Source organism: Maribacter aquimaris (genome assembly GCF_014596745.1).
In the GTDB taxonomy this organism is placed as follows: domain Bacteria; phylum Bacteroidota; class Bacteroidia; order Flavobacteriales; family Flavobacteriaceae; genus Maribacter_A; species Maribacter_A aquimaris.
Map to the genome: position 1 here is coordinate 449,488 of NZ_JABTCF010000001.1, position 14,544 is coordinate 464,031.

The 14,544-nt window shown below is 42.3% G+C and carries 12 protein-coding genes; 4 read left to right on the top strand and 8 right to left on the bottom strand.

The features are described 5' to 3' along the window. Positions 1 to 61: 61 nt before the first annotated feature. Both dapA and HPE56_RS01965 read right to left on the bottom strand, forming a co-directional pair. Complete coding sequence (gene dapA / locus HPE56_RS01960; RefSeq protein WP_188242496.1) at positions 62 to 952, bottom strand: 4-hydroxy-tetrahydrodipicolinate synthase; 891 nt, start codon at positions 950 to 952, stop codon at positions 62 to 64. After that, positions 952 to 1,488, bottom strand: coding sequence for a DUF6913 domain-containing protein (locus HPE56_RS01965; RefSeq protein ID WP_188242084.1), 537 nt, complete (start codon positions 1,486 to 1,488; stop codon positions 952 to 954). Before HPE56_RS01965 ends, dapA begins: the two co-directional genes overlap by 1 nt. Positions 1,489 to 1,556: 68 nt before the next feature. Here HPE56_RS01965 and HPE56_RS01970 point away from each other — a divergent pair, with 68 nt between their 5' ends. After that, positions 1,557 to 2,321 carry a 5'-nucleotidase C-terminal domain-containing protein gene (locus HPE56_RS01970; RefSeq protein WP_188242085.1) on the top strand — a complete coding sequence of 255 codons (765 nt, stop codon included), beginning with the start codon at positions 1,557 to 1,559 and terminating at the stop codon, positions 2,319 to 2,321. Between the two features lies 1 nt (position 2,322). Beyond that, complete coding sequence (locus tag HPE56_RS01975; RefSeq protein ID WP_188242086.1) at positions 2,323 to 3,234, top strand: metallophosphatase; 912 nt, start codon at positions 2,323 to 2,325, stop codon at positions 3,232 to 3,234. On the opposite strand, the gene HPE56_RS01980 is transcribed toward HPE56_RS01975, so the two are convergent. Both HPE56_RS01980 and HPE56_RS01985 read right to left on the bottom strand, forming a co-directional pair. Continuing rightward, positions 3,224 to 3,538, bottom strand: coding sequence for a hypothetical protein (locus HPE56_RS01980; RefSeq protein ID WP_188242087.1), 315 nt, complete (start codon positions 3,536 to 3,538; stop codon positions 3,224 to 3,226). The two genes, HPE56_RS01975 and HPE56_RS01980, sit on opposite strands and share 11 nt — an antisense overlap. After that, positions 3,538 to 4,773: a cation:proton antiporter gene (locus tag HPE56_RS01985; RefSeq protein WP_188242088.1), complete on the bottom strand. Its 1,236-nt coding sequence runs from the start codon at positions 4,771 to 4,773 to the stop codon at positions 3,538 to 3,540. Before HPE56_RS01985 ends, HPE56_RS01980 begins: the two co-directional genes overlap by 1 nt. Before the next feature lie 139 nt (positions 4,774 to 4,912). Between HPE56_RS01985 and HPE56_RS01990 the strand changes: the two genes are divergently transcribed. Next, positions 4,913 to 6,397, top strand: coding sequence for an APC family permease (locus HPE56_RS01990; protein ID WP_188242089.1), 1,485 nt, complete (start codon positions 4,913 to 4,915; stop codon positions 6,395 to 6,397). A 3-nt stretch (positions 6,398 to 6,400) separates the two neighbouring features. Then, positions 6,401 to 7,852 (top strand): aldo/keto reductase, encoded by a 1,452-nt coding sequence (locus tag HPE56_RS01995; RefSeq protein WP_188242090.1) that lies wholly within the window; start codon positions 6,401 to 6,403, stop codon positions 7,850 to 7,852. Between the two features lie 50 nt (positions 7,853 to 7,902). Here HPE56_RS01995 and HPE56_RS02000 read toward each other — a convergent pair whose 3' ends face one another. The 4 genes from HPE56_RS02000 to prmC form a co-directional block, all read right to left on the bottom strand. Further along, on the bottom strand, positions 7,903 to 11,031 hold the full coding sequence (locus tag HPE56_RS02000; protein WP_188242091.1) for a VPS10 domain-containing protein: 3,129 nt from the start codon (positions 11,029 to 11,031) through the stop codon (positions 7,903 to 7,905). A gap of 66 nt (positions 11,032 to 11,097) precedes the next feature. Further along, entirely contained in the window at positions 11,098 to 13,095 is a 1,998-nt protein-coding gene (gene ligA, locus HPE56_RS02005) for an NAD-dependent DNA ligase LigA (RefSeq protein ID WP_188242092.1), read from the bottom strand. Positions 13,096 to 13,101: 6 nt separating this feature from the next. After that, positions 13,102 to 13,683 (bottom strand): LOG family protein, encoded by a 582-nt coding sequence (locus HPE56_RS02010; protein ID WP_188242093.1) that lies wholly within the window; start codon positions 13,681 to 13,683, stop codon positions 13,102 to 13,104. Positions 13,684 to 13,690: 7 nt separating this feature from the next. Further along, entirely contained in the window at positions 13,691 to 14,542 is an 852-nt protein-coding gene (prmC, locus tag HPE56_RS02015; RefSeq protein WP_188242094.1) for a peptide chain release factor N(5)-glutamine methyltransferase, read from the bottom strand. Between the last annotated feature and the right edge of the window lie 2 nt (positions 14,543 to 14,544).

Below are 14,544 nucleotides of genomic sequence, written 5' to 3' on the forward strand. Positions count from 1 at the left end.
AGTTTGCAAAAAGCACTAATCGGTCTTAATTGGCTTAGATTTAACGTTCAAGAAGTAAACTTCATGCGTGCAGACGCACAAAAGGTTTCATGAATTGACTTATTTTTCGCTTAAGTCCCTCTGTTGCTGGCACGAGAGGTAGTCTCACTATTCCCGTCGCCAACCCCAATGTTTCAAAAACAGCCTTGATTCCTGCTGGATTTCCCTCCTCAAAAATAAGTCCTACCCCATCCTGTACGGCATATTGTAAATCAAATGCCTCCTTCACCTTGGCCTGAAGACCCAAGGATATCATCTTTGAAAAATCGTTGGGAACACCTTGTGCCAAAACTGAAATTACCCCAGAACCACCTGCCAAAACCGTAGAAAGGGCAGTCATATCATCACCCGAAATAACCATGAAGTCCTTGGGTTTATCCTTAATAATCTCCATTACCTGGGTCATGTCCCCGGAAGCTTCCTTTATCGCAATTATATTATCAAAATCGTTGGCAAGGCGAAGTACCGTTGCAGGAAGTATATTACTGCCTGTCCTTCCTGGTACGTTATAAACAATCAATGGCAATGGCGAATTTTCCGCTATAGCCTTAAAATGTTGGTATATCCCTTCCTGTGTAGGTTTATTGTAATACGGGGATACCGATAGAATAGCATCAAAACCATCCAAATCCTGTTGCTTGATGGATTCGATAACGGCGCTGGTATTATTGCCCCCTATACCAATAACCAAAGGCAATCGACCGGCATTGGTTTGAACAATGGTTTTTACCACCAACTGTTTTTCCGCTGGGGTAAGGGTTGCTGTTTCAGCCGTGGTCCCTAAGGCCACCAAATAATCTATGCCACCTTCAATACAATGCTCCACGATATTGGCCAATGCCTCCGTATCTACCGAAAAGTCATTCTTAAATGGGGTGACTAAAGCAACTCCCGTTCCCATCAATTTATCCATCATTCAATTTCATTCAGAACCCTAAGATATTTCTTGAGTTCTAGTTTAAACATTTTAAAATCCTTAAAGGGGGTTCCCAATATCAGATCGTTCAAATTCCGATCTACTTCCTGAAAACCAACCTTAATCCTGGCATTTGTCCTTACGGTCATCAATTGTAATAATAATTTTTCCTCATTATAATAATTGACCAATAAATCATAATCCCTACTTAAGAACTCCAAGGCATAACTATTGGCAACCTCCCCTTTCCATCCCAAATCCTTGTCTGAAAAAACAGGCGTAGAATAGGGCGAATTATTATCATAATAACTCTTATAACCAATAATCTTGACTGCATTGGGCCTTAAATCAAACTCTTCAACAAACTCAAAAAAAAGCTCTGGTTTTTCAAAGTGATCCAAATCCACGATACAACCAATAGATGTTATTCCATTGGGCCTTTCTATTGATTTTGGAGTTTTGGATAGCCTCTCCTTTAAAAATTTTATGCCAGATTTGTGCTTGAATTTTTCCTTTATTCCTCTTAAAAACATGTACATTTACATTTACACAAATGTAAATAATAAACACTCATATTAATGGGGCGAAGATAAAAACAATAATGATTTTAAAAATAAAACATTTTGTTATATTTATAACTTTACTAGGGTTTGTTTCTTGTAAACAGGAAAGTTCAAGGCTTGTCAAAATCGAAGGAAAACAAATAGCAATAGATAGTACCCTCGCAAAAACAGAAGGTATTGAGGAATTTATCACACCTTATCGAAACCGCATCAATGAGGTGTTGGACAGCACCCTGGCCTATGCCCCTAAATCCATATCCAAGGAAGATGGGGAATTCAATACAACAGCGGGCAATTTAATGGCTGATATTGTAAAGATACAAGCCAACCCTATATTCAAATCGCGTACCGGAAAGGATATAGACATCGTTTTGCTCAACCACGGAGGGATTCGATCCGTGATTTCCAAAGGGAATGTTAGTGCAAGAAACGCTTTTGAGGTAATGCCTTTTGAGAATACCATCAAAGTTGCCGCTATCAAGGGCGACTATATAAATGATATGGTCACTTATTTGGTTCAATCCGGCAGGGCACACCCGATTTCCGGAATGCAGATCATTTTAGATAAAAACAGAAAACTAAAAAAAGCTTTAATACAAGGGAAGTCCATAGATGCCGAACAAACATATTACGTTGCTACCTCCGATTATTTAATTACCGGAGGGGACCATATGGACTTCTTTAAAAACAACACTTCGATTACAGATACGGACTATTTGATCCGAAATGCCATGATCGACTATTTTAAAAAAGTCGACACCCTTGCCCCTGTTGTTGATAATCGATTTTATATGGAAAAATAATATGGATAGAAGAAAATTTATAACCAAGACTTCTGCAAGTACCGCTTTTGTTGGATTGGGAGGACTTTCCTTAAACTCCTGTCTGGGGGAGACAAAAAAACATATCACCATACTGCACACCAATGATGTGCATAGCCATATCGATACATTCCCAAAAAGCCATACCACCTACCCTAATTTGGGAGGGATTGCCCGAAGGGCCACTTTGGTCGAATCGATCCGAAAGGAAAACCCGAATACATTATTACTTGATGCCGGCGACATTTTCCAAGGAACCCCCTATTTCAATTTTTATGGAGGTGAACTGGAGTTTAAATTAATGAGCAAGCTCAAATACGATGCAGCAACAATTGGCAACCATGATTATGACAATGGTATAGACGGACTATTTGCCCAATTGCCCAATGCGACCTTTGAATTGCTATCGGCCAATTATGATTTTAGCAATACCGTGATGAATGGCTATGTGAAGCCTTACAACACCTATATGGTCAACGGCGTGAAAATCGGAATATATGGACTGGGTATTGAACTCGACGGTTTGGTAACCAAGAAACTTTATAAAGAAACCCAATATTTAGATCCTTTTGAAATCGCGACCGACACGGAAAACCGATTGAAGATTGATGAAAAATGCGATTTGATCATTTGCCTTTCACACTTGGGGTACCATTACAAAAGTGTTCACAAACCAGACGATTTAAAACTTGCGGCAAAAACGAAATATACCGACCTCATCATAGGAGGCCATACCCATACGTTTCTCGATAAGCCCACAGTGACGAAAAATGCCCAAGGCAACAATATCCTCGTGAATCAAGTGGGTTGTTTTGGAATTAATTTAGGAAGGATCGACTTTTTCCTTGATGATGCCAACAATGTAAAAGCTGATGGCGTAAGTATCATTGTTTAGGAAAATCCCTTTCCAGAACGAACAGCACCAATTGCTTGAATTCCCCATCCAAGGATATTTTAGGGAATGGCCTACCCGCCTTGCCATACCAATACCCTGCATTCCACTCATCGCCTTCCTTTCTATGCAAATAGGCGTGTATCCAACTACCCGTATTATCATGGATATCCTGGGCAATATTGTGGGACGCCTCCCAATTCCCCTGGGCATCGAACCAAAGCGACCGTAAGGATGCAGGCCATTTTCCTGAAGGATGTTCCTCCTCCAAGGTCTTCAAAAAACCATTGTAATCAAGAGATGCCATTATGATAATCTTTTAATCAATTTACCTACTGTCAATCCCTGAACAATAATCGAGAAAACTACCACCACATAGGTAATTACCAAGAAAAGATCTCGGTGCATATCCTGGGTGAGCCCCAAGGCCAATGCGATCGAAATACCACCCCTTAATCCCCCCCAGGTCATTATCAAATTGGTATTGGGTACAAAATCGAGCTTTTTCTTAAAAAAGGTAATTGGGAGTAAAAGTGACAAATACCTACAAATAAGTATGATGGGTATCGCCAATAATCCAGCGATGACATAGTCGAGTTGAAAAGCCAAGACCAACATTTCCATTCCAATCAACACAAACAGTACGGTGTTTAAAAGGATATCTATCAACTCCCAAAACTTATCTACATACGTCTCGGTAATCTCGGACATGGAACTATCGCGTATGGTATCGTTACCAACCATTAAACCCGCTGTCACCATCGCCAATGGAGCGGAAAGATGCAATTTTTGTGCAATCACCGTTCCTACCATAACGGTAGCCAGGGTAATGATGACTTCAATATCATAATCGTCTATTGATTTCATAAGACGATAAGTAACCCATCCTAAAAGCAATCCAAAGACAACCCCTCCTATGACCTCAACCCCAAAAAGTTCCAAAACATCCAACGCGGATACGGTAGCGCTGCCAGAAGAAGCAAATTGGAATATGGTCAAAAAGACCACTACCCCAACCCCGTCATTGAACAAGGACTCCCCTACGATTTTCGTTTCCAATTTTTTGGGAGCCCCTGCCTGTTTTAAAATCCCCAATACCGCAATGGGATCTGTAGGGGAAATCAAGGCTCCGAACAAGAGACAGTACACATAATCAATATCAAGACTGAAAAGCATTAGTAAATAATAGGTTCCCGTGCCCACTAGAAAAGTAGAAACAAGCACTCCGAGTGTCGAGAACACAAAAATTGGCCAACGTTGTACGTGCAATTGCTGGAAATTCGTGTGCAAAGCACCTGCAAAGAGCAAAAAACTCAACATAACATCCAGCAGTAACGTCTTAAAGTCGATCTGGGTAATAATGTACTTTTCCGCATTCAACAAAGTATCATCAAAGTAACTCAAGGCAAATACACCCAACGTAAAAAATATGGTAATCACCATTAAACCAATGGTGTTGGGCAATTTTAAAAAGCGCACATTGATAAAACCAAAGGCCGCGGAAAGAAAAACCAATATAGTGGTAATTAAAAAAAAGTTCATCTATTGAATTTGTTTGGACATTTTCCCCAAATGTAAGCGCATTTATTGTTTAACACAACACCTTGGTACTTCGGAAAAACATCTTTTTTTGATTGTTGGGTATTTTCTTTATCCCGCTATTTTGTACATTGGCGAACGAATGGATAAAAGACCGACCAAACTAACGCGCCAAATGGGGTTATTGGCCCTTACGGCAACTGGAGTATGTTCTATGTTGGGTGCCTCGATCAATGTGGTGCCTTTTATGATTCAACGAAATGTTCCCGGTATTGGTCCATATGTGCTTCCTGCCTTTGCCTTTGCTGCCATTCCCGCCTTATTTGCCGCCTTTGCTTATGCTATTTTGGCATCCGCGATGCCTCGTGCCGGGGGTAGTTATATCTATGCCAGCCGAGGATTGAATCCCTATTTGGGTTTCGTCGCGAGTTTTTCCCAATGGTTCGGGCTCTCCATAGTTATAGGGGTTATTGCCTATGTCACCATACCCTTCATTAGGGATGTTACCTTAGGTTTAGGCTGGGATAGGCTTTCAACTGCTCTCGAAGTGGGTTGGATACGTGTCTGCCTTGCCCTATCCCTTATCTGGACGTTTGTGTGGATCAATATAAAAGGGGCCAAATCTTACGAAAGGGCCTTACTACCCATGATGTTCCTCATGTTTGCCTTGGGAGCCATAGTTATTGTCGCAGGCTTCAGTTTTGATTCAAACGATTTTTTGATGGCCTTAAAAACCAAGGAAGGAAGGGATTTTTCCCCAACTACCAGTATTGATTTTGACTGGAGGATTTTTCTATCTGCCGCCGCTTTGTTATTCTCCAGTTTTATCGGTTTCGATTCTATTGCACAGGCTGGTGGGGAAGCAAAAAATCCTACCAAATCCTTGCCTAAGGCTATTTTAATTGCCATCCTAGGGGTAGGTGTTTTTTATTTCCTGTTTGCCGCGGCGGTCTATCATACCGTTCCATGGAGTTTTGTTGCCCAAGAAGCCCTCGTTAAGGATATTACGGCGCCCGGTTTATTAAGTTATGTGCTTCCTGCAAGTTTGGGTGTGACTATTCTTATTGGTGCTGCCATAGCTTTGATCAATGACCTTCCGGCCATGTTATTGTCGGTTTCCCGATTGATGTTCGCCTGGGCCAAAGACGGGATTTTCCCTGAAATGATATCAAAAATACATCCAAAACGACATACCCCCCATTATGCACTTATCGCAGCGGGATTAATGGCCAGTGTAGGCGTCCTAGGTTCCCATTTTGCTGGTGATTTCTTCCTTGGCATCGACATTATGGTCACCTCCATGATGGTCAATTTCTTGTTGATGTGCATTACCTTACTAACCATCGGCAGTAGAAATCCTGAATTGACCCAGGAAATCAAAATCATTAAGAATAGAAAAACACAGCTCTTTATTGGCGCGGTTGGCACTATGCTGCTATTGGCTTTTTTAGGTATACACACGTATAAAGACCTCACATCCAACGTAAGCGACTGGTATTTTCACTCCACACCCATTTGGCTTATTGTAATGGGATTGGCAAGTGTATTATTTGCCTATAAATGGCAACAGCATAAGAACAAAGGTGTGGATATCTCAAAACGGTTTAAAAAACTTCCAAAAGAATAACGAATGAAGATGACTACCACTTTAGCCCCCGGACTTGAAATTTCCCGTATAGTTACAGGCCTATGGCAAATCGCTGATATGGAAAGGGATGGCAAGACATTAGACCCAAAAACAACCTCTAAATTCATGGAGGCATATGCGTCCGAAGGTTTTACCTCCTTCGATATGGCCGATCACTATGGGTCAAGCGAGATCATCGCCGGTACTTTTAAAAATAATTACGAACATGGAAATCAAATACGCTTATTTACCAAATGGGTACCAGAACCGGGAAAAATAAACAGATCTGAAGTAAGAAGGGCTATAGAACTGGCACTTTCACGTATGCAACAGGATTCAGTGGACCTAATGCAATTCCATGCGTGGCATTACCCAGACCCCAGTTGGTTGGATGGCCTATTTTACCTAAAGGAATTACAAGAGGAAGGATTGATCAAACATTTGGGTGTCACTAATTTTGATTCAGCCCATTTACGCATCGCATTGGCCAGTGGAATTCCCATTGTGAGCAATCAGATATGCCATTCGGTAATCGATCAGCGGGCCAATGGTAAAATGCTTGATGTATGTGAAAAATATGGTGTTAAAATCCTAGCCTTTGGAACATTGGCCGGAGGTTTCTTGACGGATAAATGGTTAGGGGTTAAAGAACCCACACAGGATGAATTGAAAACCTGGTCGCAAATGAAATATAAACGTTTCATTGATGCCTCTGGTGGTTGGGAACCCTACCAAAACCTTTTAAGCGTTCTAAGGAAAGTTGCCGACAAACACGGCGCATCCATAGCGAACATTGCAAGTCGGTATATTCTTGAGAACGATGCTATGGCCGGCGTTATCATTGGTGCCCGCCTAGGGGCCAGTGAGCATATTACCGACAATAAGAAGATTTTATCCATTGACCTGGATGCGATTGATATTGCGGCCATCAAAGGAGCGCAAAACAAGCTTAAACCGATACATGGCGATTGTGGGGATGAATACCGTAAACCTCCTTTCTTAACTGCCTCCGGGGATTTAAGCCATCACCTTAAGACTATCCCACAAACTTTTACACCCATAAAATCAAGAACGAATAGGGAACAGGTCTTTAGTGGAACTGTTTGGGAGGAATTTGCTGGATATTGCCGTGCGGTAAAAGATGGCAATCGCATACATGTTTCCGGGACAACAGCCACCCACGGTGAAAAAATGATCGGAGGAACGGATGCCGCAGCCCAGACCCACTTTGTCATTGACAAGATCGAGGCTGCCCTTGAGAGTTTGGGCGGTAGCCTGGCCGATGTTGTCCGTACCCGGATTTTCGTAAACGACCTGAAGGACTGGGAAGTGGTTGCCCGTGCCCATGGAGAACGATTTGCAGGGATCAATCCCGCGAATACCCTAGTTGAGGCCCGATTGGTCGGCGAAGGTTATTTGGTCGAAATTGAGGCTGAAGCCGTAACTCCAGCCTAAACGTATGGGCCTGTAACCTAGGGTTGTCAATTGTCTTTGGTGATTCTGGGTCAATCCCATTCATCCGACCATTTTAAATCACTTTGCTTGATTTCCTTGGTGAACGACCTCCATGGATCCTCCATAAAATCATCCACCTCATTCGTATAATGGGCTATCATAACTTTCAAATCCCCAAGCAGTTTACTGTGTTGGGACGATAAGGGAGCTGTCCTTGCACTAGCTACCCTTAATAGATTCCCAAGCCTTGAATAAGGGGTTATCTCCAAAGTTTGCCATGCTCCTACCTGTCGTTTGGGCCGTGGTGTTTGCCCTTTGGCTCGAAGTCCTTCCAAGGCATTTTCCATTTCCTGTATTTTTTTAGCTAGGTCCGGGGTTTTGATCGATGCGCTATCTTGAAGTTGTTTTTTCAATTTTCCTACAATGTTCATTGTTTTGTCTATGGCTTCCAGACCTCGACCCAATTCCATTACTTGGGTTTCCAATGCCTTTTTAAAGGAATAACGTTCTTCATCGATCTTCAGATCCAGGTCAAATCGTGGGTCGGCAATGACCCTCACTTGCGTTGAATCCTTTACACCTCCATAATCGACAAGAACTTTATAGGTCCCTGGTAAGACCGAAATCTTTTGTGCACTACGGGAAGCACCTGGTAGGTTCGCCGATTCTTCATCCAAATCCCATATCAAATAATTCAATCCTTGAACAAGGGAATCCCCTTCAACAGTCCTTATCCTTTCATTTTTATCATTATATATCGTTGCCGTTACCATGACCGAAGAATCTTTAAGGGACTTGAGATAGTACGGTATTTTTGTCTTTTGAAAAACCTTATTCTCCCCTTCGAAGGTCGTATGAAAACCGCTCCATATATTTCCCGGCGGATTAATAAAGAGTCCCTTTACCTGTACTGCATCGTTTACGGGCAAAGCCGTAATTGTATTTTTGATTCTATTGGCTGCTATTTCCCGTAGGCTCAACAAATCATCCAAAACCCAAATGGCACGACCAAAAGTACCAACTACCAAAGCCGATTCAGGTTCTTGTATGGTCAAGTCCATGGTAGATACTGAAGGGAATCCATTTTTAAATTGCGTCCAACTCCTTCCTTCATCAATACTGACCCACAAACCATTTTCCGTACCTAAAAAAACCAATTTGGACTCAACAGGGTCCTGAACCACGCTAAGCGCATATCCTTTTACGGTACCCCCACTCGCCAGGCGCTCCCATGTCTTTCCAAAATCATTGGTTTTGAAAAGGTAAGGGGAATAATCCCCTTTTCTATAATTATTGGCGACGAGCCAAGCGGTACCCTCATGATATCGTGACGCCTTAACTTGGGCAATCCATGCTTCCTTAGGCAATCCCTTTACGTTTTTGGTCAAATTCTTCCAGCTGGCACCTCCATTTTTGGTGAGCTGTACTTGTCCGTCATCGGTTCCTACCCAAATAACGTTCTTATCCAACGGACTTGGGGCAATATCAAGAATACTATTGTATTGCTCGGCTCCAGAAACATCCAAGGTGAGTCCACCATAATCCCCCTTTTGATGTTCTGGGTTATTGGTCGACAAATCTGGGGATATGATTTCCCATGAAGCCCCCTTATCCTTGGTGACATGGACGAACTGTGAACCATAATAGGCTTTATTGCTATCCCAAGGGTCCCGTGCAAATGCGGCATTCCAATTAAAACGCAAACTGGTTTCCGTATCAGGTGCCGGTGGTTGTATACTTACATAGTAGCCCGTTAACTTGTCGTATCTATAGAGATTTCCGTTTTGGGAAGACCCATAGCCAAAACGGGAGTTTTCAAGATCTGGTGAAATATCAAAGCCATCACCCCCAACCAAATATTGCCAATACAAAGTTCGAATGCCCCCTCTTTTCCATGTATAGCCTGGTCCTGACCAATTGCCATTATCCTGCATACCACCATAAACATTGAAAGGACGGTCATGATCAACCGCTATATGATAAAATTGTGCCACGGGAATAGACTCCGGAAAATACCAGCTTTTACCGTGGTCATAGGTTATCCCTAGTCCACCATCACCACCAATGATAAAATGTTCAGGGTCTTTTGGGTTCACCCAAAAAGCGTGAAAATCGGCATGGATACCTTTGGTCTCGTCTGCGGGGATCATGGGTGTCGGATCAAAGGTCTTACCGCCATCATAACTGACCGTTAAAGGCTGATAGATATTATATAATCGATCGGGATCTTTCGTATCTACCGCCAATTCCTGAAAATAAAACGGGCGGTTGTTCGTAAACTTCGGGTCCTCATTGACCACATACCATGAACTTCCCCCATCATCACTACGGTACAAAGCATTTTTAGCGGCTTCAACCTTTGCATATACCCGGTTGGGATCACTGGGTGCTATAGCCATACCTATACGGCCTAAATCCCCGGAAGGAAGCCCTTGCTTTTCCGCTATTTTTTTCCAACTACCACCCCCGTCAAGGGTCAAGTACAAACCAGAACCCGATCCCCCCGAGGTAAAATAGTATGGGGTTCTTCGATGCTCGTATACCGCAGCGAACATTTTGTCGGGGTTAATGGGGTCCATTACCAAATCGGCTATCCCCGACTGGGTATTTGTATATAATATTTTTCGCCATGTCTTTCCCCCGTCTATGGTCTTGTATAACCCCCTATGTTCGTTTGGCGTAAAGGGATCGCCCATGGCGCCAACAAAAACTGTATTACCATCCCTAGGATCCACTACAATACGATGTATGGTCTTCGTATCGGATAATCCCATATGCTCCCATGTTTTACCACCATCGGTACTTTTGAACACCCCGAGACCTAAATTCATGGAATTTCGAGGATTACCCTCCCCTGTTCCTACCCAAATAACATCAGGATTATCCTGCTGAATGGCCAAAGCTCCGATATTTTGGGTGGGTTGGTCGTCAAATACCGGTTTCCAAGCACTACCGCCATTTTCAGATTTCCAAACCCCTCCTGAGGCTGCCCCAACATATACGGTCTTCGGATTATCATTGACTACGTCGATGGCCGTAATACGTCCGCTCATGTTGGCAGGACCAACATTTCGGATATTCAGGTTTTTAAGATCATCAAAATCCAAGGTTTGTGCTAGCAATACACTTGCGTTGAAAATCAATACTAATGCTAAAAAAGTTCTTATTCGTTTATGCATAGAAAAGGTTTTACTGTCTTGAAGTTATATGTATTACAACTTAAAAAACAGTATAATTAAAAAAAATCAATGTATCATCCCCACAAAATCCTGTTCGGATATAATTGGAACCCCCAAACTCTCGGCTTTGGTTCTTTTGCTAGGCCCCATTTTATCACCAGCGACCAAGAATGAGGTTTTTGAAGATATTGAAGAGCCTACCTTGCCCCCATTATCCTCAATCATTTTCTTGAGATCATTTCTGCTGACGGACTCAAAAACCCCGGATACCACGAAGGTTTTACCTTTTAATACTTCGGTCTGGTTCAACAACTTATCGGCGGACAATTCAAATTGTAGTCCGTAACTCCTTAACCGAGAAATGATTTCCAAATTTCTCTCGTTTTGGAAAAAATCGACCACACTTTGTGCGATACGCTCCCCGATTTCATCAACAGCCATCAAACTTTCAACCGAAGCGGCCATTAAAGCATCAATATTTTTAAAGGCTTTTGCCAGCTTTTTAGCGACCGTTTCACCCACAAATCGAATACCCAAAGCAAACAAAACACGTTCAAAAGGAATATTGACCGATTCCGCCACCCCTTTCACCAAATTCTCTGCAGATTTATCGGCCATACGTTCCAAAGGCATCACCTGCTCTTTGGTTAAAATATAGAGGTCGGCATAATTTCGAATTAGGCCTTCCTTATAAAGAAGTTCGACGGTTTCTCCACCAAGACCTTCAATATCCATGGCCTTACGGGATATAAAATGCTGTATACGCCCCGTGATTTGGGTAGGACAACCATAAAAATTGGTACAATAATGCTTGGCATCCCCTTCTGTACGCACCAATTCGGTACCACATTCAGGGCAATGGGTGATATATTGTGTTGGTTTTGAATTGGCTGGTCTTAAGGTAAGGTCGACCCCAACAATCTTCGGAATGATCTCTCCCCCTTTTTCCACAAAAACGGTATCCCCTTCCCGTATATCCAATTTCTCAATTTGATCGGCATTATGCAAGGAGGCCCTTTTCACGGTCGTTCCGGCCAATAATACAGGCTCAAGATTCGCTACGGGGGTAATCGCACCAGTACGGCCCACCTGGTACGTAATTTCCCTTAAAATGGTGGAAACCTGTTCTGCCTTAAACTTATAGGCCATGGCCCATCGTGGCGATTTAGCCGTATACCCCAATTCCTCTTGGTGTTGAATACTGTTGACTTTTACGACAACACCATCGGTCTCATATGGCAAACTATGGCGTTGAACATCCCATTTATCAATAAAGGCCATAACCTCGTCGGTACTTTTACATAATTGGGCTATGGTAGGCACTTTAAATCCCCACTCCCTTGCCTTTTCCAACATCTGGAATTGGGATGATATTCCCGTATTGGTCCCTTCGATTCCATAGAGAAGACAATCCAAAGGACGTTGGGCCACCATAGCACTATCTTGCAATTTTAGGCTTCCCGAGGCCGTATTCCTTGGATTCATATAAGGGTCTTCCCCTGCAGCGATACGTTCCTCGTTCATTTTTGCAAAACCATCCAAAGGCAAAATAATCTCTCCGCGAATATCGAATTTAGGAGGATAATCACCCTTAAGTTGTAGGGGTACCGAACGAATGGTCTTTATATTGTTGGTTACATCATCGCCTTGAAAGCCATCTCCCCGGGTAACCGCCTTCACGAGTTTGCCTTCTTCGTAGGTAAGACTAATCGATGCCCCATCATATTTTAACTCACAGGTAAACGCTACTTCGGCATCGCCTAAAATACGCTGTATACGTTTCTCCCAATCTTCCAAATCCTCTTTGGAATACGAGTTGTCCAGGGAATACATACGATGTTCATGGACCACGGTATTGAAATTCTTCGTAATCCCCCCTCCAACCCTTAAGGTTGGGGAAGTCGAGTCTTTAAACTCAGGATGTTTTGCCTCCAAATCTTGGAGCTCCTTAAGTTTCATATCAAATTCGAAATCCGTAATCGTAGGATTATCGAGCACATAATAATTATGGTTATGCTCCCTTAATTCTTGGCGCAGTGCCTGTATTTTCTCTTTAATATCCATTTATAATCAACCTTTATCTATCCATTTTGGCAACACCACTGCCTTGTAGTTTTCCATTTGTTGTAATAGTCCGTCTACAGAATCATCAACCAACAACATATCATAATTTTCCTTTTTCAGAAAGCCTTGATCCACCATTTTCAGTAACATCGCCAACAAATCATCATAAAATCCATTAATGTTTAAGATACCGATTGGTTTTTGATGCAGGCCGATTTGGGCCCAGGTAATCATCTCAAACAATTCCTCCAAGGTTCCATATCCCCCGGGGAGGGCAATGATACCATCGGATAATCCATGCATTTTAAGTTTGCGTTCATGCATGTCCCCTGTAACAATCAACTCGGAAAGGCCAGTATGGAACACTTCCTCTATTTTTAGAAAATCGGGGATTACCCCTATGACCTCTCCACGGAACTTCAAGGCTCCTTCCGCAACCTTACCCATGACCCCAATTTTAGCCGCTCCATAGACCAACGTTATCCCACGCTCAGCCAACGTACTTCCCAAATCCTCGGCAACTTTCAATATCCTTAGGTCGTTCCCTTCACTACTCCCGCAAAATACCACGATGCTATTTAATCGCATAATACCACTATTTGTTGATTTTTGCCCTCAACATCCGTTCCTTTCCAAATATATCCTTTCTTAGCTCAATTTCCACAAACCTATCCACTAAGAGTGCTTTGGTTTCCGAACCTAAATATTGGTTGATTTCAAAATATAACCAACCATCTTGTTTTAAGTGCTCGATAGCAAATTGTATGATTTTACGATAAAATACCAATGGGTCATCATCAGAAACGAACAATGCGATTTCAGGTTCGTTTTCAATTACGTTGGAGTTCATATATTCTTTCTCTAACACCCTGACATAAGGTGGATTAGAGACTATAATATCAAATTTTTCTTCAAGGGATTCTGTTTTAAGGATATCAGATTGAATATATACTATTTCAACCTTATTCTTCTGTGCGTTCAATTCAGCCGTCCTCAAAGCTCTTTTCGAAACATCAAGAGCGAATACCTTTGTATTTTTTAAGGCTTTCGCCAATGCTATCGCAATACATCCACTACCTGTTCCAATATCCAGGATAGTGAATGGTGTATGATGATTGTTGTGTTCTTCTATTATCCAACGAACCAACTCCTCAGTTTCTGGCCTTGGAATCAGTACATCCTTATTCACGATGAACTCCATATCCATAAAATCAGTAGCCCCTAGAATATACTGAATGGGTTTTTCCAAACGCAATTGGCTCAACACTTCAAACAGGGGTTGCTCCTTTTCCTTGGTCAGCGTCAAATTAGGTTGCATCGCCAAAACAAAACGTTCCAAATCCAAGAAATGCGAAATGGCCAGGTAAAAAAAACTATCCACTTCCTCTTTGGGATAGATGGGGTCGAGCTCCTTATGATAAATATTCCTAATCTCCCGTAATAACATAA

What these genes read in the sequence shown, in the direction of transcription:
- dapA (WP_188242496.1), bottom strand. Translation starts at nt 952, where the DNA reads ATGGATAAATTGATGGGAACGGGAGTTGCTTTAGTCACCCCATTTAAG.
- HPE56_RS01965 (WP_188242084.1), bottom strand. Translation starts at nt 1,488, where the DNA reads ATGTTTTTAAGAGGAATAAAGGAAAAATTCAAGCACAAATCTGGCATA.
- HPE56_RS01970 (WP_188242085.1), top strand. Translation starts at nt 1,557, where the DNA reads ATGATTTTAAAAATAAAACATTTTGTTATATTTATAACTTTACTAGGG.
- HPE56_RS01975 (WP_188242086.1), top strand. Translation starts at nt 2,323, where the DNA reads ATGGATAGAAGAAAATTTATAACCAAGACTTCTGCAAGTACCGCTTTT.
- HPE56_RS01980 (WP_188242087.1), bottom strand. Translation starts at nt 3,538, where the DNA reads ATGGCATCTCTTGATTACAATGGTTTTTTGAAGACCTTGGAGGAGGAA.
- HPE56_RS01985 (WP_188242088.1), bottom strand. Translation starts at nt 4,773, where the DNA reads ATGAACTTTTTTTTAATTACCACTATATTGGTTTTTCTTTCCGCGGCC.
- HPE56_RS01990 (WP_188242089.1), top strand. Translation starts at nt 4,913, where the DNA reads ATGGATAAAAGACCGACCAAACTAACGCGCCAAATGGGGTTATTGGCC.
- HPE56_RS01995 (WP_188242090.1), top strand. Translation starts at nt 6,401, where the DNA reads ATGAAGATGACTACCACTTTAGCCCCCGGACTTGAAATTTCCCGTATA.
- HPE56_RS02000 (WP_188242091.1), bottom strand. Translation starts at nt 11,031, where the DNA reads ATGCATAAACGAATAAGAACTTTTTTAGCATTAGTATTGATTTTCAAC.
- ligA (WP_188242092.1), bottom strand. Translation starts at nt 13,095, where the DNA reads ATGGATATTAAAGAGAAAATACAGGCACTGCGCCAAGAATTAAGGGAG.
- HPE56_RS02010 (WP_188242093.1), bottom strand. Translation starts at nt 13,683, where the DNA reads ATGCGATTAAATAGCATCGTGGTATTTTGCGGGAGTAGTGAAGGGAAC.
- prmC (WP_188242094.1), bottom strand. Translation starts at nt 14,542, where the DNA reads ATGTTATTACGGGAGATTAGGAATATTTATCATAAGGAGCTCGACCCC.